The 20,283-nt window shown below is 47.3% G+C and carries 19 protein-coding genes; 8 read left to right on the forward strand and 11 right to left on the reverse strand.

Going from position 1 to position 20,283, the window contains the following annotated elements:
• Nucleotides 1-35 precede the first annotated feature (35 nt).
• Complete coding sequence (locus tag BC349_RS02720) at nt 36-917, reverse strand: OmpA/MotB family protein (RefSeq protein WP_187255201.1); 882 nt, start codon at nt 915-917, stop codon at nt 36-38.
• 133 nt (nt 918-1,050) lie between these two features.
• Here BC349_RS02720 and BC349_RS02725 point away from each other — a divergent pair, with 133 nt between their 5' ends.
• Together BC349_RS02725 and BC349_RS02730 are read left to right on the forward strand one after the other, a co-directional pair.
• The gene (locus tag BC349_RS02725) at nt 1,051-1,644 is read left to right on the forward strand and encodes a DsrE family protein (RefSeq protein ID WP_187255202.1); all 594 of its coding nucleotides are present in this window, start codon (nt 1,051-1,053) and stop codon (nt 1,642-1,644) included.
• Between the two features lie 42 nt (nt 1,645-1,686).
• A complete protein-coding gene (locus BC349_RS02730; protein WP_187255203.1) occupies nt 1,687-2,577 on the forward strand; it encodes a DUF1684 domain-containing protein in 891 nt (296 codons plus the stop codon).
• Here BC349_RS02730 and BC349_RS02735 read toward each other — a convergent pair whose 3' ends face one another.
• Nucleotides 2,578-2,979 carry a nuclear transport factor 2 family protein gene (locus BC349_RS02735; RefSeq protein ID WP_187255204.1) on the reverse strand — a complete coding sequence of 134 codons (402 nt, stop codon included), beginning with the start codon at nt 2,977-2,979 and terminating at the stop codon, nt 2,578-2,580.
• A gap of 209 nt (nt 2,980-3,188) precedes the next feature.
• Between BC349_RS02735 and BC349_RS02740 the strand changes: the two genes are divergently transcribed.
• Entirely contained in the window at nt 3,189-4,457 is a 1,269-nt protein-coding gene (locus BC349_RS02740; RefSeq protein WP_187255205.1) for an alkaline phosphatase family protein, read from the forward strand.
• Nucleotides 4,458-4,462: 5 nt separating this feature from the next.
• Here BC349_RS02740 and galA read toward each other — a convergent pair whose 3' ends face one another.
• From galA to BC349_RS02785, 9 genes are all read right to left on the reverse strand, one after another.
• A complete protein-coding gene (gene galA / locus BC349_RS02745) occupies nt 4,463-7,861 on the reverse strand; it encodes a beta-galactosidase GalA (RefSeq protein ID WP_187255206.1) in 3,399 nt (1,132 codons plus the stop codon).
• Nucleotides 7,862-7,942: 81 nt separating this feature from the next.
• On the reverse strand, nt 7,943-8,788 hold the full coding sequence (locus tag BC349_RS02750; protein WP_187255207.1) for a hypothetical protein: 846 nt from the start codon (nt 8,786-8,788) through the stop codon (nt 7,943-7,945).
• On the reverse strand, nt 8,785-10,146 hold the full coding sequence (locus BC349_RS02755; RefSeq protein ID WP_246456760.1) for an MFS transporter: 1,362 nt from the start codon (nt 10,144-10,146) through the stop codon (nt 8,785-8,787). Before BC349_RS02755 ends, BC349_RS02750 begins: the two co-directional genes overlap by 4 nt.
• Nucleotides 10,147-10,237: 91 nt before the next feature.
• Complete coding sequence (locus BC349_RS02760; RefSeq protein WP_187255208.1) at nt 10,238-10,984, reverse strand: MBL fold metallo-hydrolase; 747 nt, start codon at nt 10,982-10,984, stop codon at nt 10,238-10,240.
• A 56-nt stretch (nt 10,985-11,040) separates the two neighbouring features.
• A complete protein-coding gene (locus tag BC349_RS02765; RefSeq protein ID WP_187255209.1) occupies nt 11,041-11,886 on the reverse strand; it encodes a sugar phosphate isomerase/epimerase family protein in 846 nt (281 codons plus the stop codon).
• Nucleotides 11,887-12,008: 122 nt separating this feature from the next.
• On the reverse strand, nt 12,009-12,752 hold the full coding sequence (locus BC349_RS02770; protein ID WP_187255210.1) for a substrate-binding domain-containing protein: 744 nt from the start codon (nt 12,750-12,752) through the stop codon (nt 12,009-12,011).
• 72 nt (nt 12,753-12,824) lie between these two features.
• Complete coding sequence (locus BC349_RS02775; RefSeq protein ID WP_187255211.1) at nt 12,825-15,293, reverse strand: TonB-dependent receptor; 2,469 nt, start codon at nt 15,291-15,293, stop codon at nt 12,825-12,827.
• A 105-nt stretch (nt 15,294-15,398) separates the two neighbouring features.
• The gene (locus BC349_RS02780; protein WP_187255212.1) at nt 15,399-16,310 is read right to left on the reverse strand and encodes a patatin-like phospholipase family protein; all 912 of its coding nucleotides are present in this window, start codon (nt 16,308-16,310) and stop codon (nt 15,399-15,401) included.
• Nucleotides 16,311-16,365: 55 nt separating this feature from the next.
• Nucleotides 16,366-16,971, reverse strand: coding sequence for a DinB family protein (locus BC349_RS02785; protein ID WP_187255213.1), 606 nt, complete (start codon nt 16,969-16,971; stop codon nt 16,366-16,368).
• A gap of 157 nt (nt 16,972-17,128) precedes the next feature.
• On the opposite strand from BC349_RS02785, the gene BC349_RS20220 reads away from it, so the two are divergent.
• From BC349_RS20220 to BC349_RS02805, 5 genes are all read left to right on the forward strand, one after another.
• On the forward strand, nt 17,129-17,353 hold the full coding sequence (locus tag BC349_RS20220) for a helix-turn-helix domain-containing protein (RefSeq protein WP_425489721.1): 225 nt from the start codon (nt 17,129-17,131) through the stop codon (nt 17,351-17,353).
• Nucleotides 17,332-17,394, forward strand: a complete 63-nt coding sequence (locus BC349_RS20225) for a helix-turn-helix domain-containing protein (protein WP_425489726.1) — start codon at nt 17,332-17,334, stop codon at nt 17,392-17,394. Before BC349_RS20220 ends, BC349_RS20225 begins: the two co-directional genes overlap by 22 nt.
• A gap of 46 nt (nt 17,395-17,440) precedes the next feature.
• Entirely contained in the window at nt 17,441-17,638 is a 198-nt protein-coding gene (locus BC349_RS02795; protein ID WP_187255214.1) for a hypothetical protein, read from the forward strand.
• A 52-nt stretch (nt 17,639-17,690) separates the two neighbouring features.
• Nucleotides 17,691-19,142: a DUF1593 domain-containing protein gene (locus BC349_RS02800; protein ID WP_246456762.1), complete on the forward strand. Its 1,452-nt coding sequence runs from the start codon at nt 17,691-17,693 to the stop codon at nt 19,140-19,142.
• 113 nt (nt 19,143-19,255) lie between these two features.
• A complete protein-coding gene (locus BC349_RS02805) occupies nt 19,256-20,203 on the forward strand; it encodes an SRA domain-containing endonuclease (RefSeq protein ID WP_187255215.1) in 948 nt (315 codons plus the stop codon).
• Nucleotides 20,204-20,283 lie beyond the last annotated feature (80 nt).

A 20,283-nucleotide genomic window follows, 5' to 3' on the forward strand; every position in this document is an offset into this window, starting at 1 on the left:
TTGCCGGGGCTTTAAAATTTCAGGAGCGGCAGGCCTTATTTATTCACCGGCTCCAGCAACTTGAAGAACTGGTCAAGTTGTGGTAAGATGATAATTCTTGTCCTGCGGTTGAGGGCCCTGTTTTCCTTTGTTTCATTATCCACCAATGGATTGTATTCACTGCGTCCTGCAGCGGCCATCTTTTGCGGAGACATTCCATATTCATCCTGCAGGATCCGGATGACTGAAGTGGCGCGCTTCACACTGAGATCCCAGTTGTCCAGCAATACATCCCTCCGGTATGGTACATTGTCTGTGTGGCCTTCCACCATAAACTCAATATCGGGCTGGTTCTTCAACACGGTGGCAACTTTTCCCAAAACAATTTTCGCTTTTTCGGTTACCACATAACTTCCGCTTTTAAACAATAGCTTGTCTGAGATGTCGATATACACCACACCCTTATCCACTTTAATATTGATATCTTCATCATCCAGGTTACCAATGGCCCCTTTCAGATTCAATACCAGCGCCATGTTCAGTGAATCCTTATGAGCCATCTGTTGCTGAAGGGTCTGGATATAGGCATCCTTTGAACCAATATTCTCCATGGATTTTCTTATGCTTTCCGCCTGTTGTTTTGATATAACCGCCATGTTCTCCAACTGTGCCAGTGCCTGGGTATTATTTTCCTTCAGGAAAGCCACCTGGTTGCGAAGATCATCGATCTGCCTGTTCATTTCCCCGTTGTCTTTTACCAGGGATGCATTCTGGGCGGTGAGATTTGTTTTATCCGTATTGCAGGCAGACAGTGTACTTTCCAACGCCCTGATCCTGTTGTCAGAATCGGCCTGTAGCGCTTTGTACTTTTTGCTGCTGACGCAGGATAGAAGTATCACCGGCAACGCCATTGCAAGCAGCATGGATTTAACTTTCATATGTAATAATTTTAAGATTAAAAATAACAGGATAACAATTTACCATAATATGAAGTTATTGCTTGTTCACGGGCACGCGAATGATGAAAATCATTAACTTGATTCCCATTCGTCAATCGCCAATCCAACTTAAATGCTTAAGAAATTCCTGCTATTGCTGATGATCTGTTCTGCTTTTATTGCAGCAACAGCGCAAACCACCCTAACGGACAGTGCCAAACAGGCAAAAAGAGTCGCTCTTTCCACCTATCCCTTACTGAATGCAGGAGAAAACAGCGGGGTATTACCGGTCCCTGTCATTACCGAAAGACCTGATCCAAACCTGGATTATAAGTTCCTCTTTGATTTTGTAGTGAAGAATCCTGATTCACTGGCCGGAGAGTTGAACAGCGGACTGGTGGAAATTGCCCGCAGGCTGAACCTGCATGCGGCGTGTGGCATACCTGCCAAAAAATTGTTCCCCGTTATCATTGTCCATTCGGCAGCCATCAATGCAGTAAAAACCAATGAATCTTACCGGAAAAAATTCAACCTGGACAATCCCAATATCAGGCTCATCGGGCAACTGCAGCAACTGGGCGCCAGATTTATTGTTTGCGGACAAACCATGCAGTTTAATGACCTCAGGCAGGACGATCTATTGCCGGGCATGGGCATATCCCTCTCCGCCCAGACAATGCTTTCCTTTTACCAGCTAAAAGGATATGTGTTATTTAAAATTCAATAACCGCGGTAAGGCTTAATTCCGGCGAATCCCTACATTTGATTCATGAAGTATTCACTCCGTTTTCTAATGGTACTGGCTGGTGCGTTTATAGCTTTTAATAACGGAAAGGCCCAGACGACAAATTCTTACCTGCAGGAAATTGAGCAATGGGACAGTTCCCGCATTCATTACCTGAAAAGCGAAGAGGGCTGGCTGAACCTTGAAGGCCTGTTCTGGCTGAAGGAAGGGAAAAACAGTTTTGGCAGCAATCCTTCCAGCCAGCTGGTATTTCCGGGAAATATCCTGCCCGCAGATGCCGGCTATTTTGAGCGGCAAGGCAATTCAGTGCGACTTTTCCCCACGGAACATACCGGTATACTGGTGAATGGCCAGGTCATGAAAGATGCAGTGGTTTACAATAAAGACCTCCTGCCTGCCCCAGTCATGTCCTATGGCAGCCTGCGCTGGACCATTATTCAGCGGGAGGACAAAATCGGTATCCGCCTGCGTAATCTGAGCAGCAGACACCTCCGGGAATTCAGGGGTATTGAGAGGTTTGCGGTGGATCCTGCATGGAAGGTTGATGCCAGGCTTGAAAGAGGCAATCCTTTTCATACTGTTTCCATAACCAATGTGCTCGGACAAACCACTGAACAGCGCTCTCCCGGCAAACTGGTTTTTACCCTGAAAGGAAAACAATATTCACTTGATGCCCTGGAAGAGGGTGACCAGTTGTTCATCATCTTCGGTGACCTGACCAGTGGAGAAACCACCTATCCTTCCGGAAGGTATATGTATGCACGCAAACCGGGGCCGGACGGCATCACAACGCTTGATTTCAACAAGGCCTATAATCCTCCATGCGCCTTTACCCCTCATGCCACCTGCCCTATTCCACCACCACAGAATATATTACCGGTGGCGGTTATTGCGGGGGAGAAAAACTATCATTGATCAATTCCTCATGGCATTGACAACCTGGTAGGTGTCTGCATATTGCTGGAAACTGATGGCTTTGTTATCCTTTACCCGCCAGATATGAACAAACTGCGCATGCATGGACTTGCCGGTTAATTTATTCACCCCGTTGTACCGCCCCGTTACTACTACTGAGTCATCCACTGTGGTATAAAAGACCATGTCCGACAGTGCGAAATTGTCCCAGTCGGCTGCAATGCGGCCAAACACACCTTCTGCAACAGCCTGGGGACCGATATAAGGGTTACGGTCTGAATAAGGAAAATTATCGGCCTCATTCCAAATTATTGCCGGGTCCATTGTGCCCAGGAATGTGGGGAAATCGCCCTTTGCAACTGCATCATACATGGATTTGACGATGCCTGTTTCTTTTTCCATCTTGTAAGCTTTTAGGAAATATAAAAATTGCTTTAATCGGGAAGCATTCAGGGGGGAGGATATGCGCAAATATCATTAAGAATACAATATGTAAATTAGGGTAATCCTGCCATAATCCGGCGATTATTAAAACTGAACCAGGCTTGCTATACGGATTGGTTCATATGCCAAAACCGCCAATGAATCGTGTTAATAATTACCTTGCCATTATGGCAAAACTCATAACCACACTTCTTTTAATTGTTTTTTATTATCCGCTGGCAGCTCAGGACACCACCCAGCAAATAGTTCCCGGAAGAAAAAATGACCCGCAGCATTTCAAGAAACCTTATGTAATTCTTATTTCGGCTGATGGTTTTCGTTATGATTATGCCGATAAGTACCCTGCCCCGAATTTGCGCAGGCTTCGACGCAAGGGAGTACAGGCCAGCAGTATGTTACCTTCCTTCCCCAGTGTTACCTTTCCCAACCATTATACCCTCGCCACAGGGCTTTACCCATCCCACCACGGACTGGTGTACAACCAGTTTTATGACCGGCAGAAACAACAGACATATGCCGTGGGAAACCGTGCGGTGGTGGAAGACGGAAGCTGGTATGGCGGTACGCCGCTCTGGGTGCTGGCAGAGAAAAACCGGATGCTGAGTGCTTCCTATCATTTTGTGGGAACCGAAGCACCGATACAGAACGCCTATCCCACTTACTGGTACAGGTATAATGAAACCACCGATATTCAATTCAGGATCAGCAAGGTGGTGGAATGGCTGCAACTGCCGGAAGACAAAAGACCGCATTTCATCAGTTTCTATTTTCCTGAAGCAGATCATGCCGGACATCGTTATGGTCCGGATTCGAAGCAAACGGCTGATGCCGTGGCATATGTTGACAAATACACCGGTGAACTGGTGAAAAAAGTTTCTGCCCTGGGACTCCCGGTAAATTTTGTGTTTGTGTCAGATCATGGAATGGGTACGGTGGATACAGTAACCCGAATCAATATTGCCGCGATGGTGGATACGTCGCGATTTATCATCCGCGGTGGAAATGTTATCCTGCACCTGTATGCGAAAGACAGTTCTGCCATTCAACCAGCTTATACAGCGCTGAAGGAAAAGGAAAACGGATTTCGGGTATATATGCCTGATGAAACACCCGCCCAATGGCATTATAGAAAATCAGATGATCACTTTGGAAGGTTCGGTGATATCATCGTGGTACCGGAATACCCAAAAGTACTGAGCAGTTATACTGGGGGCATTTCACCTGGCGCGCATGGTTTTGACCCGGCGCTGAAGGAAATGCATGCCAGTTTCTACGCATGGGGGCCACAGATCAAAAAAAGAAAACGCATAACTTCCTTTGAAAATGTTCACGTGTATCCCTTTATCTGCCGGATACTGGGGCTTACCCCGCCGGCTGAGATCGATGGAGACGGCAATGTGCTGGAAGCGATATATTATCCCCGGCCTGGTAATTAAAGCCATTATTGGTTCAATAGATACTTCCGGCTGATTTCATCATATAGTTTCAGGTAATCATTTGATTTACCCTGCCTGTCAAACACAGATTCCCAGGTGCTCAATGGTTCCCAGATACAGGAACCCTTTCCTTTTCCATTGGGCAGTTCAAAAACGAGTTTGTTTACTTCCTGTTTTTTCGCGGAATATTCCACTATGATAATGTCCTTATCAAAACGGCGGATCAGGTCATGCATATTGTCGCGCAGATCATCTAATGTACCATGCCATTTGGGATAATAGGATAGTCCGATGACATCGATCGGAACGCCACGCTTCATCATATTGTCTACAAAGAATACGGTTTCCTCGTTCTGTCCGCCAAGAGCCACGTGCAGCATCATTACAATGGATGGATCCACGGATTTTACCGCCGCGGTACCGGCATTCAGCAACTGCGCCAGGGTATCGAGGTGCTGCACGCTTCCTTCAGGCCATACGATACCATGGTTGATCTCATTACCTACCTGCACCATATCGGGTGTGGTTCCCTGTTGCTTTAACTCAGTTATTACTGTGCGGGTATAATCATACAGTGACTTTTTCAGCTGCCCAAAATCCAGGTTCCGCCAGGCCGCAGGTTTGTATTGCTTTCCGGGATCGGCCCAGTAGTCGCTGTAATGAAAATCAAGCAGCAGTTTCATGCCGGCGTCCTTCACCCTTTTGGCCATTCTTTTGGTATGGTCGAGGTTGCAGTATCCTTTTCCCGGCGCATAACCACTGTCCCTCGCCGGATCGTTGAAAATACGTAGTCTTACATAATTGAATCCGTGGTCTTTCAATATTTGTATGGCATCTTTTTCTACACCTTTATCTGAAAATTTAACTCCCTGTTCCTCCAACTGAGGCAGGAAAGAGATGTCAGCACCAAGCATCCGGCTTGATTCACGTGGCTTTGCTGCTTCGCCTTTCAGCGAATAGGCAGCATCGTTAGTGATACTCGCCATGCTACCCGGAGAAACCGTAATAATATCGGTGGAACCGCTCCATAGTCCGGCAGCTTTCGCTTCAAATTTTATCAGTCCGGGTTCTTTTGAAGCCTGTACAATCACCTGGCATTTCCCGTTAAAGGCAGACCGCTGCCAGGCACCGTCCACACATTTATCGGGTTCGTGGCTACTGGGATCACCATTTCCCACCCCTATGATTTTACCAGGACCGCTGATGTCAAACCGGATCATATTATTGGCATCGGGCACTTCGCGGCCTTCGCGGTCGATGATCGAAACATTCATTACAGTGGCGTCCTGTCCGTCTGCCAGCATGGTTGTTTTATAAGGTGTCAGTACCACTTCAAAGGGCTGCGAGGTCGTTTCAACCCTGGCGGTTAATTTCTTTCCGCGTTTGTAAGCAATGGCTTCCAGTTTTCCGGGTTCATATATCACTTTCCACTGCAGGTGCCCATTACGGGGCATGTCCTTTTTCCCCTGGCTTTTACCGTTCAGGAAAAGTTCCACATTATCGGCATTGCTGTTCACCCATACATCGATTTCCTGGCCGCGCTTGTCGGGCCAGTTCCAGTGCGGGGAAATATGCAGTACATCGTTGTCGGTCCACCAGCTCTGGTAGTAGTAATAAATGTTTTTCGGGAAGCCGCATACATCCATTACCCCGAAATGGGAATTGATATTGGGCCACTTGAAGGGAGTAGGTTCACCGCGGTAATCGAAACCCGTCCAGATAAAACCACCCAGCCAGAACTTGTTGTCCGCGGCCAGTTTCCACCAGGTTTCGGCTGTACTGGCCCACCAGGGCGCGGTGATATCCTGGTCGGGCAGATAGGCACGGATACTATCGGTTTCATAGATGCCACGGGTGGTAACTGTGCTTCCCATTTCAGTGCCGAGGATCGGCTGGGTGGGGTGATCACGGTGGTAATCGGCCACTGCGAACTGGCGATAATTAAAACTCCGGACGGGCACCACTTCATTCACCCCCCGGAACATATTGCCCAGGTCGGCGGCATAGGTGGAAATACGGGTGGGATCCAATTCTTTTTGTTTGGCCAGCAGGGTTTGTGCAATGCGTTTGCCGTTGGAGTTGGTATGGATCCAGCCTTCTTCATTTCCGATGCTCCACATGAATACGGAGGGATGATTTCTGTCGCGCAGGATGAGCTGCTCAAACTGGTCGAGGTACTCCTTACTGCTGTTCAGCAAACGCTGTTCATCCATCACCAGCATACCCAGGCTGTCGCAGGCATCCAGCAGTTCGGGCGTGGGGGCGTTATGACTGGTGCGATAGGCATTGGAACCCATATTTTTCAGGAGGCGGATGCGATAGTACTGCATGTAATCGGGAAGGGCGCTGCCCAGTCCGGCGTGATCCTGGTGGTTATTGGCACCTTTTATTTTCAGGTATTTGCCATTCAGGAAAAAGCCTTCCTTAGCATCAAAACGGATGGTGCGGATGCCAAACCTTTCTTTACGGGTATCCACGATGGCACTGCCGGATTTCACTTCAGACACCACCCGGTACAGATATGGATCTTCAAGTTCCCACAAACGTGGATTGGTTACTGTTAGTTGCTGTTTGATGGTAGTTTTTCCATTAGCCTGCAGTGTTAATGGCACTGCCTTTGATTGTGCAATGATTTTACCATCGCGGGTGGTGATATAGGTGTAAACTGAACAGTTGGCTGTTTCGTAGTGTTTGTTTTGAACAGTAGTTTCGATGCCTACCGTAGCGCGTGCATCATTCACAGACGTATAAACGAAAAGACCATCTTCCGGAATGCTGATATTATTGTATTGCCGGAGCCATACGTGGCGGTAGATGCCTGCCCCTTCGTAGAACCAGCCCTCGTACTGGGTGGCATCAACCCTTACCACCAGTACATTTTCGCGGTCGAACCGGATATAATCGGTGATATCATAGGAAGCGCCCACATACCCGCTTTGATTATTGCCGACAAAAAATCCGTTGATCCAGATATTGGCATTGCGGAAAATGCCATCGAATTGTATGTTGAAACGACTGCCGGAATCAGAAGAAGCCACGTTGAATTTCTTACGGTACCAACCAATGCTGGTTTCGGGGAAATAACCACCCACGGGTTTGTATCCATGGGATTGCACATCAAAACTTGTGTGGTTGGCAAAAGGCAGTTCCACGGCCCAGTCGTGCGGAATATCCAGTTTTCGCCAGCTGCTGTCGTTATAAGCGGGGTCGATGGCTGTTCCTGCAGCGCCGCCGCTTTTGGAAAAGATGGTGGCCAGGCTATAGTTGAAATCCTTTTCAGGGTTGGCGGCGTGTCCAAAATGAAAGGACCAGTTTTCATCGAAGTTGATTTTTTTCTGTGCGCCTGCCTGAAAAACAGAAAGCGTCAGGATCAAACTGCAATAAAACATCCTGATGGTTGTCATGGGTGCTGTTTTAAGTGTCAATTTGCACATTATTACTGATATCTGGCAGGGAATAGTAAAAAAATCCCCCAATAGGGTGGCTTATAATCGTATCCGGTAAGATGTACTCAGTTTGATAAATGGCCCATCGCCCATATCCACCTGGGTGAGATACTCCTTCTTTTGAATACCTGTCCGTAATTTCCTTGCGATGCCGTAACCTGGTTCCAGTGTAATGCAGAGGCGTTTGGCCGGGTAATAATCCACATACAGCGAAAGCTGGTTATCATCTATCCGGAGATATTGGCCGTTGGACATCCGGAAACTATTGGTCAGCGCCCGGAAAGTAATACCTCCATAAAATTTCTTAGTCCATTCGTGCTCAAAGGTCATTCTTCCAGGAAGGAGACCGAAGAGATAATTCTTTTCATCGATCCGCCAGTCAGCACCCAGCAGCGGCCACATGAACAGGCCAAAGAAATCAGCATTTGTATACAAGCCCAAACGGAATTTCTGCTTTGGCTTCCTCGCAAAACTGACAAAGGCGGCACCTCCCATCTGAAAGGTTTGATCACCAAAGAGTTTTTCTCCATTCCAGCGAAGGGTAGGGATAACCGTTAGTGACCATTTTGATTCCTGCAGGGGAATGATCAGTCCGATCGGAAAAACAAGGCTGCGAACGGTCGGGTAAATCTCTTCCTTACCGGCCGAATCTATGCGCCATTGTTCGTAATAGGGACTGAGAAGCAGGTAGGAATTATTACTGATTTTGAGTGGTATATCCGACCCGGCCCAGAAGTGACTAAAAGGAGTAGCTGCTGCTTTATTGTTCCGAAAACCATAGGTATACCTGAGTTGAAATGGATCCACATATGGTTGTGACCAAAGTTCTGCCGAAATCAACAGTGCAAAGGTCAACAACAGCCAGGTCCGCGATCTTGAATTCATATGGGTTTCTTTTGGTTGGTTAATGAATGGGGGTAGTGCAAGGAAGGTCTTTTTCTGTCTGCAATGATCAACAGGATCAATCCGATGGTGAACCAAATCGCCAGCGCCACGATCGAATTGCGCATACTGCCGGTAAGATTATCCAGGTATCCCCACATGACCAGTCCGCACATCATCGCCGTTTTCTCGCTGACATCGAAAAAACTGAAATAGCCGGCATTGTTGCCGGTTTCGGGGATCATTTTCGCATAAGTGGATCTTGAAAGAGACTGAATGCCTCCCATCACCAGCCCGATAAAAAATGCAGCCATATAAAAATGCAATGGCGTAATAATGAAATAGCTGCCCGCACAGATCAGCATCCATAACCCTACGGCAATCATGAGTGCTTTCATATTTCCCGCTTTTTTGGATAGCCAGGCAAAAAGAAAGGCGCCTCCAATTCCCAGGTATTCTAACAGCAACACTGTTAGGATGAGTTGTGTAATGCCGAGGTGTATTTCTTTTTCACCAAAGGATGTGGCCATAAACATAACGGTCTGAACACCCATGATATAAAAGAAAAAGCTGAACAGGAATGTCCTGAGTTTTGGTTGTGCCCGCAACTGGTTCCATACTTTACGCAATTCCATATAACCGTTCAGGAAATTTCTCCCTTTGTTATCAGCAGCATACAGGCCTTTGGGCAATACATGCAGTGGTATCTGTGCAAACCCTATCCACCAGAAACCTGTAAGCAGGAAAGATAGCCTTGGAAATAAGGTATCGTCTTTGACGCCCAGTGCTTCCTGGTTCAGTATAAACACCAGGTTCAGGATCAGCAAGGTGGTTGCCCCGATATACCCGAAGGAAAATCCCCTTGCGCTGACTTTATCCTGCCTGTCTTCGGTTGCAATAGCGGGCAGGTAGGCATTATAGAAAACAATGCTTCCCGAGTACCCTATTGTAGCCAGCATCATTCCCCCAAGGCCAAGGTAAACGAGGGAGGGACCCGTAAAAAAGAAAAGCAGCATGCAACCGATCGCCCCTGTATAGCAGAAGAACTTCAAATAGGACCGGTGATTGCCGCTGTAATCTGAAATGGAGGAAAGCAAAGGTGAGATCAGGGCCACCAGGCCGAAGGAAAGTCCCAGGTTAATGGAATAGGCTGCAGTATTTTCGATACCTGATCCGAAGAACCCGATCCTGGTGGAGCCGTCAACTTTTGTAATGGAGTTATAGTAAGCGGGGAAAATAGCGGAAGCAATAACCAGGGCATAGGCAGAATTTGCCCAGTCGTACATGGCCCAGGCATTGATCGTTTTCCGATTGTTCCTGGGAACAGGAACCTGCATTGAATGATCGGATAATACTAACATATTAAATGCCGGATACGTATAAACGCATTACGACCTTTAAATTAGTTGAATCATTTGACCTGCAGCATGATTTAGATCATGATTCATTAAGTCAGTACCATTTTCTGATCCTCACATCGATTGCAGGGTTGCCGGCTTTCACGATCCGCGCAAATTCATTGACATCGCTGAAGCCGCCGGGCTGGCGGAAATGGAAGGGATAGACGATGGCGGGTTTGAATGCCAGCACCGCACCAGCAGCCTGGTTGATATCCATGGTAAAAGGCTTGTTCATGCAAATGAAAGCGATATCAATCGCTTTGAGAGTGCGCATTTCAGGAATATCTTCCGTGTCACCGGAAATGTATACCCGCTTACCACCCAGGTTCAGCACATAGCCATTACCGCGCCCCTTTGGGTGACGCACGCCTGGTGTATCGGGCAGGTTGTACATGGGCAGGGCTGTGATTTCAATGCCTTTGAAGGAGGTGGTGGCATTGTTGGGTAACACTTGCAGGTTTGTTGTTTCCGGAAGAAAAGCTGCAGCCCGGTCTTTTACCGCCTGCGGGAGGATCAGGGTGGCTTTTCTCAGGTCAAGGTTCACCAGGGTGCTGCTGTCCATATGGTCGCCATGGATATCTGTGATCAGTACCAGATCGGGTTGACCCATGGCTTCATAGCGCTGTGCTCCGCCATAGGGATCGATAGCGATGGCAAGTCCGTTCCATTTCAGCCAAAGGGAGCCATGGTACACGGGATGTACGTCCAGCCGGCCTTTGCCGGTTCCATAGGAATCACTTTGTGCCATAGTCCGGAAGCCGGCAATAACCAGGAGGACTAATAGAAGAGTTTTTTTCATAACAGTATAAAATCACGCTGGGATTCAGCAGTTTGCAGTTTTCAACATCCAACTTCTCAGAGCGCGTACAGGTATTTCAGGCTACCCGGCACCTGTTTATGTATGTGGCTGCTTTCATCCTCAATATATAACCAAACCAGTCCCGCTTTACGGGCCGCTTTCATCACTGCAGGAAAATTAACCTGGCCGGTTCCCACCATCACATCATTTTCTGTGGATGTGCCGCCGGAGAAATCGCCCTTCACTCCTTTCCTCAGGTCTTTCACGTGCATGAGTTTGATCCTGGACCCATATTTCTTCAGCAGTTTAACCGGATCAACACCCGGGAACTGTGCCCACAAAAGATCCAGTTCAAAACTAACCCAGTCCGGGTTGGTGGAAGAAACGATCAGGTCAAAAAGATCACCCTTTTCATAGGGAATAAATTCATAGCCATGGTTGTGATAACAAAAAGTAACGCCATATTTTTCTTTCAGGATTTTTCCGGCGCGGTTAAAATCCTCAGCTGCCTGCTTGGCCACTTCGGCATTGAATGGTCCTTTATGGGGAATCCAGGCCACCATCACAAAGGAGGCGCCCAGGGTTGTGGCATTCATACCTACTTCATCAGTTTTGTTGACCAGGTCATCATAACTCGCGCCGAAGGAGGTGCAGACCATTCCTTTTTCATCCAGCAACTGCTTTATTTCGGAAGCCGTTTTCCCCCAGAGCGTATAGAGTTCCAGGTTGGTGAGCCCCATTTGTTTGATGGTATCCAGGGTCGCCGGTATATTGTGCTGGAAACTGTTCCGGAAGGTATACGCCTGTATTCCGATTCTAGATCTGATATGATCACCCAGGGACTGTGCCTTTGCGCCATACATGACGGAAGCACAAAAAAGTAATGCTACTAATTTTTTCATGAGAACCTGTTGTTTGGAACAATTTACTGAATCTTTTCAGGTGTCTGACATATGATGTCAGACACTACATGTCAGACACCTGCCCCACACATCCCCCTGATAGCCGGATATTTTCCTGAGCTTTATTCCCAGCCCCATTTTTTAAACACAGAATGTCCAGCTCCGGACTGCAGGTATTCAATGAATTTTTCCGCCAGTCCGCGCTTAGTAGAGATCGTTGTAAGGGCAATTGGTGTGCCCCGGTAAATGTTCCTACCTGAAGGTATCCTAACCAGTTCTGTAAAATCCTTCAACCGGTAGTGCCAGGAAGCATAGGTAATCCAGGCATCATAGGCAGAGTCGCTTTTTAATGCGGCAATGCCTAAGGCCGTGTTTTCAAATGATTGCCGGATATTCTGCTGAATGCCTGCGATCAGGTTTGCCCTGCCTGCAATATCCTCCCACAAGCCAAACTGTCCGGCACCGTTTACATCCAATATCTTGATGCCCGGTCTGGCCAGGTCGCCCAGATGCCTGATGTTTTTAGGATTACCCGGCCTCACCAGGATAGCTGCACCACGTTTATACAATTCCTTCCTGCTGGCATGATCTACTAAACCCGGGTGTCTCTGGGCAAAAGAAGTGAGCATGTATTCAGCGCCACCAAAAATGATGTCAGCATTGTTCTTCGCGGCAGCAATCCAGTTACCCTCGGGACCGGCAGTAACTTTTATTACAATACCATTCGCTTTTCCAAAAGCCCGGCCACATTCTTCCATCGGGGCAAATGGTCCTCCCGGACCGTACACAAAGAGCGTATCCGTTTGAGCGCTGGCAATTAACGGTGTCAGGGAAAAAAGCATCCATGCGATTACTATTCTTTTCATTCCTTTAAAATATTTGATTTTCTGAAACCTGCAGCCACCCGTCGGGTGGCACCCGACGGGTGAAAATCATCACTACCTCACCCGCCCCTGTTCCTCTTCTGCGCTGCCTCCGGAACGGTTGCGCCTGGATTGTTGCGCGCTTCCGAAATTCCACGTAAAACTCAGGGTGCCGACGCGCAGGTCGGATCGGTTCCGGAACTTCGCATCTGCCTGGTACAGGTTATGGATCTGTCCACGACGGGTGCCAGAATAGAATATATCACGCAGGGTTAACCGAACAGTGGCCTTATTACCGAACAGTTTTTTCTGCACTCCCGCATTCACCTGCCAGAAAGATGCGAGCGATACCTGGCCTACCAAAATGCCCGTTCGTGCTGTTCCACCGAGTTCCGCTGACCAGCCTTTACCTAACTGAAACTGGTTGGTGATATTGGTACCTGCATATACAGCACTGGTATCCAAGCGCCCCACCCGAAGCCTGCCTTCATAGTGACGGTCCTGCACTTCGGCAAAAATATTCGCCGACCACCATTTCGCCGGCTTTATCCCGGCATTAAAAGAGAAACCAAGCAACCTGTTTGTACCCAGGTTGTCGGTGCGACTCACATAATTACTTCCACTCAGTACAATTGACTCCATGAACACCTCATCAGTCATCGCATAGGACAAGGTCGCCACATAATTTTTATGCAGTGTATAGGAAACCGATAACTCATTGGTAACACCGGGTTGCAGAAATGGATTGCCTACATAAAGTGTGAATTTATCCAGTGGTGTAACATAAGGATTCAGATCCTGGTAAAATGGTCTTTCAATTCTTCGTCCATACGACAGCGTTATTATATGCTTCTCCAGGCTGTCAGCCTTATAGCTGAGAAACAGACTGGGAAAGAAATTCGTATAGGACCTGGAAAATGCGGAGTCAGGTTTTACGGGATTGCCCAGCTGGTGGCCCCTGGAACGTGTCTGTTCTCCCCTTAAACCAGCTTTCCAGGAAAATCGTTTCCCATCGCCATTCAGGCTTATATATGCCGCATGAATATTTTCCCGGTAACGGAAATCGTTGTTCTTTTCAAAATCGGGCGAAGTTAAACCGTCCTTGATGGTGGTAAAATCCGCCGTATTCCGTGTATTGGCCACACTGCTTTTCAAACCGGCTTCCATATTCCAATTCCACAGCTTTCCCGTATAATCCATTTTGCCGGCCATGATCTCAATATTGGAGGGAAGATACCCAACAAGCTCCTCCCCTTCAGGTTCAGGCGCACCGGGCTTGATAGTTGTATTTGTAAACAGCTGATCCACCCGTGATTTATAGTTCAGGTAATCGGCATCTGCTGCAATGCCGGTCCCTGTTGCCTTAAAGCTTTTACGGTAGTTAAGGTTGACGCTGTAATTGTTCCATTTATCCTCCTCCCGGTTTTTGGCAAGAGCAGTGGAATCCAGCGTGCCATTGGCCTGCGAGAGTTTGCTGGTATTATTGGTGGTCTGCAAAGACGGTCTGTGCAGGTAGGAAAAGCCATAACCGAGTGACGTGGTTTGATCCAGCTGGTAATCCATTCCACCGCGGATGCTGTAGGACTGGTTCCTGCGCCGGATATAGGAATTCTGCCAGAAGTTATATGTCGGTTGTCCCTGCTCGTTATGATAGTTGCGTTCAATGTCCAGGCCGGTTGAACGATTCTGTGTCACATAACCCAGGTTGGCATAAGCATATACCTTGCCAGTCAGGTAATTGGTATTGAGGGAGTTGGTAGTACTGAACAGTTTCCCCTGGTTGAATGCTGTGGACAGTGTTCCGTTCATTCCCTTTTTTAGGTTGCGTTTGGTCCTGAAATTTATCACACCAGCCGTACCTGCCGCATCATAACCTGCCGGGGGTGTTGGCATCAACTCAATTTTTTCCAGGGAAGAGGATGGAATGGATCGCAGGTAATTCGCCAGGGCATCACCCGACAGGTATGTAGGTTTGTTGTCGATCATCACCATCACTCCGGGTTTGCCATTCAGACTGATATTTCCATCCTCATCTACTGATACTCCCGGAACATTTTCCAGCATTCGCAGGGCATCGGCTCCGGCACTGGTGAGCATTGCATCCACATTTACCACAGTACGGTCAGATTTCTTCTCCAGCAATGCCTTCCTCCCGGTTACGGTTACCGATGACAACTGGCTGGCAGCGGCTGAAATAAGGACTACACTGATCGAATCTACCGGGTAACGGCCATTGATGGTTACCGGGTCCAGTAACCGGCCAGAATAACCCACCATGGATAATTCCAGTTGATAGGTGGCCAGGGACAGCGATTTAAAAATGTAATCACCGCTTTTACTGGTCTGGCCTGTTTCGGATTGTTTTAAATTTCCAATTCGCATAATGGTCAGTGTTACACCAGAGAGAGGTTTTTTGAGGCTGTCGGTGACGAATACCCGCAGACTATACTCCTGGGCTACTATCCATTTGAATGGAACTACACAGAATAAAAATATACAGACGGAAATACGCAGCATGGCTGACTGAAATTGAACTGCAATCATAAACCATGTATCACCGAATCCAATCACATGTTTGTGTGAAAAACAGGAACGGTTAGCTGGCCAACCGGAATGGCCAAATCAAGATAATATCAGGATAGCCCTGGCTTATTGCCGCGCAGTTACCCCATCCAGCGCCTTTCTGCAGGCAATTCTTCCAATCTCCACCATTTCCGCGGAACGATAAAATTCAAACGTGGAACAGGCCTCCCTGGAGATTTCCACCAGCACATCGGGCGGAAATTCTTTCAGCATCATAGCTGTAACCCGATCCTGGGTCATCTGGTAGGAATATAAAAGAATATCATTCAGGTATTTGCTGCCTGCCAGTTCCCGGGCATTGCTGATTTTAATTTCCTTCGCAGGCTTTTCGCGGGAGGAATTGATCCGTAACAAAGCTTTTACCTCTTTCAGTATAGTACTCTCCTCGGTTTCTTTTTTGGGTGCAGGAACAAAGAAAGGAGCATGTCCGTTCAGGTTGACGGCCAGTACAATGGCATCCGGTTGTCGTTCTACTGCATTCAGTGGCAAAGGATTCAATACTCCGCCATCCACCAGTATCTGATCTTCATCTATAACCGGCGTAAACACTCCTGGAATGGCGATGGATGCCCGCAAAGCATCGGTGAGCCTGCCCGACCGAAACCATTTCTCCCGTTTATGGTACATATCAGCGGCTATCGCGGTGAAGGGTATGCGAAAGGCTTCAATATCGGGAACATCCATGAACTGCCCTAATACTTCAAACAGTCTGTCACCCTTCACAAATCCTTTTTTATCAAGGGTAAAATCAAGCAATCCCCAAACCTTCCCTTTTGTGAGACCAAGCATCCATTCTTTATATTCCCGGTGAAAACCAGCTGCATAGATACCACCCACTACAGCCCCCATGGAACATCCGGCCACACTTACGATCTCATATCCTTCTTCTTCCAGTACATCAATCACACCTATATGCGCTATACCCCTCGCCCCACCGCTTCCCAGGACGAGTTGAACTTTCTTTTTATTGCCTTGCATGGCAATAAAAATAGTGCATTCACTGTGCCCGCTGAAATAGTTAACAATTCCTCACTTAGTTCTTTGGGAAATCCGCATGCCCCTTCAGTTCACGGATCTGTAAAGTGTGGCGCATGGTATGGCCAGCTATGAAAAGCAGCACCTGGTAAGAGTCAGCCAGTCCGAACGGCGTTTCTGCATAATGGTTCCGCAGGTCATCCTCAGTCGTCCTGATATATTCCATATTGGAAGCTCTCCGCTTTTTGAATTCAACCATTGCAGCAGATACAGAACCAAACTGGCCACTGGGCTGAAATGACTCCTGGGTTTTCACCCTGAAACTCCTGTCAACCAGTATGGACTTCATCTGTTCATCTGTATTCTTCAACTGCGACCTTTTGGAAGGATCTGCAGGGGTCTTGACTGTGCTCATTGCCCAGTCAAAAATGATCTTTTCAGAAATGGCCAGGTGCTCAACATTATTGGCCACACTCCATACGGAATCTGAAGGTTTCCATTTCAACTGGTTTTCCGTCAGACTGCTGATCTCATCTGCCAATGCCTGCCCGGTTTCTGTAAAATATTTAATGGCGGATTCCCTTTCTTCTTTTGTTAATCCGCCTGGTGCCTCCACAAAGGCAGCAAGTAAAAAAACAAGGGCAGTTACAAATAGATTACGCATAGGAAAAGATTTAATGGTGATAAATAAAACTTAATTAAAATTAAACATTTCCATAATACGTTTAAATATCCTCACCCATCGGATAAGTGGCTTTCCCGACGACACCGCAGTTGTCCTGGCTTTGTTATACGGTGTGCCCGGTACCTTCACGTTTTTTATGACAGCCATTTTCAAACAGGACTTCAGCTGCAAAAAGAACAAGAACTGTTTATCCAGAATGCAAACCATCGTCAACATTGATGTAATGCTCGCCAAAAGCAAGAAGCAATCGAAGGAGCTGGCAGAGATCCTGGGCTTACCGCCGGCCAATTTATCCATCCTCAAAACAGGCAAGGCCGAGGGCATCCGTTTTGATACCCTGTGGCCATCAGCAAGGCACTGAATTGCCAGCCCGGTGATATCCTGGAATACCGCGAGGAGTAATTACAGCGATATACAATTTTTTATACACCTACGGGAAATGGTGGCCATGTACCGCCTGTACCTGCTTCTTGGGGAAGAAAAGATCAACGAGGGCCTGCGCCTGCTGCTCTGCCATCATGCATGGCCCCAACCGCCGCCCACCAGTCTCGACCTGCCGGAAGCCCTGTACATGGTTTCTGATTCTACCCTCCATGCCGGGATAGACAGTTTATTAAAGTCGGTGGAACTGAGGAAATGGCCTTAGCAGGCGGGGATTTCCGGTCCGATATCCTATCTTACCTGTACAATTTATGGACATGATGCGAACCAATACAATGTGCACCAGGAGACCTTTGGCTAAGCCTTTCTATGCCTGCCTGCTATTCTTGCTTAGCATATCTGTTTTCTCGCAAGCACAGCCGGAACAGAAACTACGTGTACTGGTACTTACCGACATCGAAGCCGATCCGGATGATGCGCAATCCATGGTTCGTTTTCTTACCTACAGCAACCAGTGGGAGGTGGAAGGATTGATTGCAACTACTTCGATACACCAGAAAACAAGGGTGGCCCCGGAGAGCATTGTGAAAATCCTGGATGCGTATAAAGTGGCACATCCCAGATTGCTGCAACATGAAAAAGGATATCCTGACCCTGAGGAATTGAAAGGCAAAGTAAAGAAAGGACTGGCAGTATATGGCATGGAAGGCGTGGGGGAAGGGAAGGATTCAGAAGGCTCCGACTGGATAGTGAAAGTACTGGAGAAAAAAGACGACCGGCCTCTCTGGGTGCCGGTTTGGGGCGGTCCGAATACCCTGGCCCAGGCATTATGGAAAATCAAAAAAACGAAGACACCTGCCGAAGCCAGTAAACTCTATCAAAAACTACGGGTGTATACCATTTCAGACCAGGATGATTCAGGGCCCTGGATCAGGAAAAACTTTCCCGGGATATTTTTTGTCGTTACACCCGGTTACAATTATGGAAACGCCACCTGGCTGGGCATCGCGTTTGGCCTGCCCGGTTCCAATAAAGAGGTGGTTTCCGCAGACTGGCTGGCAACCAATATCCAGCAGGGACATGGTCCGCTGGGTGCTGCTTATCCCGATGTGGCTTATGGGATGGAAGGCGACAGCCCTGCCTTTATGAACCTGATCAACAATGGACTCAATGATCCGGAACATCCCAACTATGGCGGCTGGGGCGGTCGTTATGAATTATATTTGCCGGAATTCCAGGATTCCAACACCGGTCCGTTCAAGCGGGAAAACTGGCCGAAGGATGAACCCGAAACCAGACCCATCTGGACCAATGCGGCCGACTCCATTGTTTCGCCCCTTGATAAAAAATCCTATGTCGGCAACAAGGAAACGATCTGGCGCTGGAGAGTGGAATTTCAAAACGATTTTGCTGCGAGAATGCAATGGGCGACAAAACCTTTCAGCGAATGCAATCATCCGCCCGTTCCAAAACTGGCGCATGATGACCGGCTTACCGTTAAATCCGGTGAACTGTTTTACCTGGATGCTGATGGCACCACAGACCCGGATGGTGATTCGATGAGTTATCTCTGGTTTCAATATCCGGAAGCAGGTACCTATAAAGGCCTGGTCAATCTGCGCCCCTATTCACCGAATTTATACCGGCTTCCAGTAACCGCCCCGATGGTGGATCGTGAACAAACCATTCATTTCATTCTGAAAGTTACCGATAAAGGAAGTCCGGCCCTGACCCGTTACAAGCGAGTCTTCGTCACCGTTAGACCGTAAACAACCGCTTGTCCGGCCATATCGCCCGTTTTATCATTGTGCGGATAGCCCACTAATATCAGGCTGCCGTCGGCGGAAAGGGAAATCGAATAACCGGTGGTGTTATTGGCAGGATGGGTTTTCTAAACTCTAATAAATCATTATCTTACTGGCAACCATCAAAAATCCGGCAGCTGGAAAAAATTCCTTTCATACCAGATCATGTTTATAAAAGAGCTGATCTTCATGATTCGTATAAGGGAAATCGACAAACAGGCATATCTTATTCAAATAGCTCACCATATATCTTTATTTTCTCAGGAAAAACAGGCACTCAATATAGTTATGCCGATGGTTGGGAAAACGATAACATTTTCTTTTATTCAGGTGAAGGGCAGCAAGGAGATATGCAGTTTATACGGGGGAATTTGGCCCTCAAAAATCATTTGCAAAATGGAAAAAGAGTCTTTCTCTTTGAATTTGCCCGAAAAGGTTTTGTAAAATTTATCACGGAATTAGAATTTTTTGACGCTGGAATTGAACAATCAACTGATAAAAATGGGCATACACGAGACGCCATAAAGTTTTTCTTTAAAAGAAGAGGCGCATTTATTCCTGTTGCTCCGGGTGATTTCATTCAGACTAATTCAGAAGATCCGGAACCAAAATATAATATTGACCGGTTACCCAACACGACCGAACGAGAAGGTCTAATTATTTCCCGGGTTGGGCAGGGTATTTACCGTAAAAGAGTGATTCATCGCTGGAACTACGCATGTGCGGTCACAGGTTTCGATAAATTAGAAATCTTAATAGCATCACATATAGTTCCATGGAAAGATGCAACAGATAACGAGCGACTTGATCCTAATAATGGCATTCTACTTTCACCAACTTATGATGCACTGTTTGACAGGCATTTGATAAGTTTTGAGAACAACGATAGAATCATTCTTTCTGAAAAAATAGAGATAGCTGCATTTGAAAAAATTGGCGTGACCGGAAAGGAAAAAATCAAAAAACTGTCTCATCAAAACCTGTCTTATCTTGAAAAACATCAGGCGATCTTTTCAAGTCATTGAGGCATATAATGATTTATAATAATATTTATATTCTGAAAGTATTCAATAGTACTACAAACAAGTGAATTGTTTCTCATCCC

The organism is Flavihumibacter stibioxidans (assembly GCF_014332695.1).
GTDB classification, from domain to species: domain Bacteria; phylum Bacteroidota; class Bacteroidia; order Chitinophagales; family Chitinophagaceae; genus Flavihumibacter; species Flavihumibacter stibioxidans.

What these genes read in the sequence shown, in the direction of transcription:
- BC349_RS02740 (WP_187255205.1), top strand. Translation starts at nt 3,189, where the DNA reads ATGGCAAAACTCATAACCACACTTCTTTTAATTGTTTTTTATTATCCG.
- galA (WP_187255206.1), bottom strand. Translation starts at nt 7,861, where the DNA reads ATGACAACCATCAGGATGTTTTATTGCAGTTTGATCCTGACGCTTTCT.
- BC349_RS02785 (WP_187255213.1), bottom strand. Translation starts at nt 16,971, where the DNA reads ATGCGTAATCTATTTGTAACTGCCCTTGTTTTTTTACTTGCTGCCTTT.
- BC349_RS02780 (WP_187255212.1), bottom strand. Translation starts at nt 16,310, where the DNA reads ATGCAAGGCAATAAAAAGAAAGTTCAACTCGTCCTGGGAAGCGGTGGG.
- BC349_RS02800 (WP_246456762.1), top strand. Translation starts at nt 17,691, where the DNA reads ATGATGCGAACCAATACAATGTGCACCAGGAGACCTTTGGCTAAGCCT.
- BC349_RS02770 (WP_187255210.1), bottom strand. Translation starts at nt 12,752, where the DNA reads ATGAAAAGAATAGTAATCGCATGGATGCTTTTTTCCCTGACACCGTTA.
- BC349_RS02760 (WP_187255208.1), bottom strand. Translation starts at nt 10,984, where the DNA reads ATGAAAAAAACTCTTCTATTAGTCCTCCTGGTTATTGCCGGCTTCCGG.
- BC349_RS02795 (WP_187255214.1), top strand. Translation starts at nt 17,441, where the DNA reads ATGTACCGCCTGTACCTGCTTCTTGGGGAAGAAAAGATCAACGAGGGC.
- BC349_RS02765 (WP_187255209.1), bottom strand. Translation starts at nt 11,886, where the DNA reads ATGAAAAAATTAGTAGCATTACTTTTTTGTGCTTCCGTCATGTATGGC.
- BC349_RS02725 (WP_187255202.1), top strand. Translation starts at nt 1,051, where the DNA reads ATGCTTAAGAAATTCCTGCTATTGCTGATGATCTGTTCTGCTTTTATT.
- BC349_RS02720 (WP_187255201.1), bottom strand. Translation starts at nt 917, where the DNA reads ATGAAAGTTAAATCCATGCTGCTTGCAATGGCGTTGCCGGTGATACTT.
- BC349_RS02750 (WP_187255207.1), bottom strand. Translation starts at nt 8,788, where the DNA reads ATGAATTCAAGATCGCGGACCTGGCTGTTGTTGACCTTTGCACTGTTG.
- BC349_RS02730 (WP_187255203.1), top strand. Translation starts at nt 1,687, where the DNA reads ATGAAGTATTCACTCCGTTTTCTAATGGTACTGGCTGGTGCGTTTATA.
- BC349_RS02755 (WP_246456760.1), bottom strand. Translation starts at nt 10,146, where the DNA reads ATGTTAGTATTATCCGATCATTCAATGCAGGTTCCTGTTCCCAGGAAC.
- BC349_RS02735 (WP_187255204.1), bottom strand. Translation starts at nt 2,979, where the DNA reads ATGGAAAAAGAAACAGGCATCGTCAAATCCATGTATGATGCAGTTGCA.
- BC349_RS02775 (WP_187255211.1), bottom strand. Translation starts at nt 15,293, where the DNA reads ATGATTGCAGTTCAATTTCAGTCAGCCATGCTGCGTATTTCCGTCTGT.
- BC349_RS20220 (WP_425489721.1), top strand. Translation starts at nt 17,129, where the DNA reads ATGACAGCCATTTTCAAACAGGACTTCAGCTGCAAAAAGAACAAGAAC.
- BC349_RS02805 (WP_187255215.1), top strand. Translation starts at nt 19,256, where the DNA reads ATGGGTTTTCTAAACTCTAATAAATCATTATCTTACTGGCAACCATCA.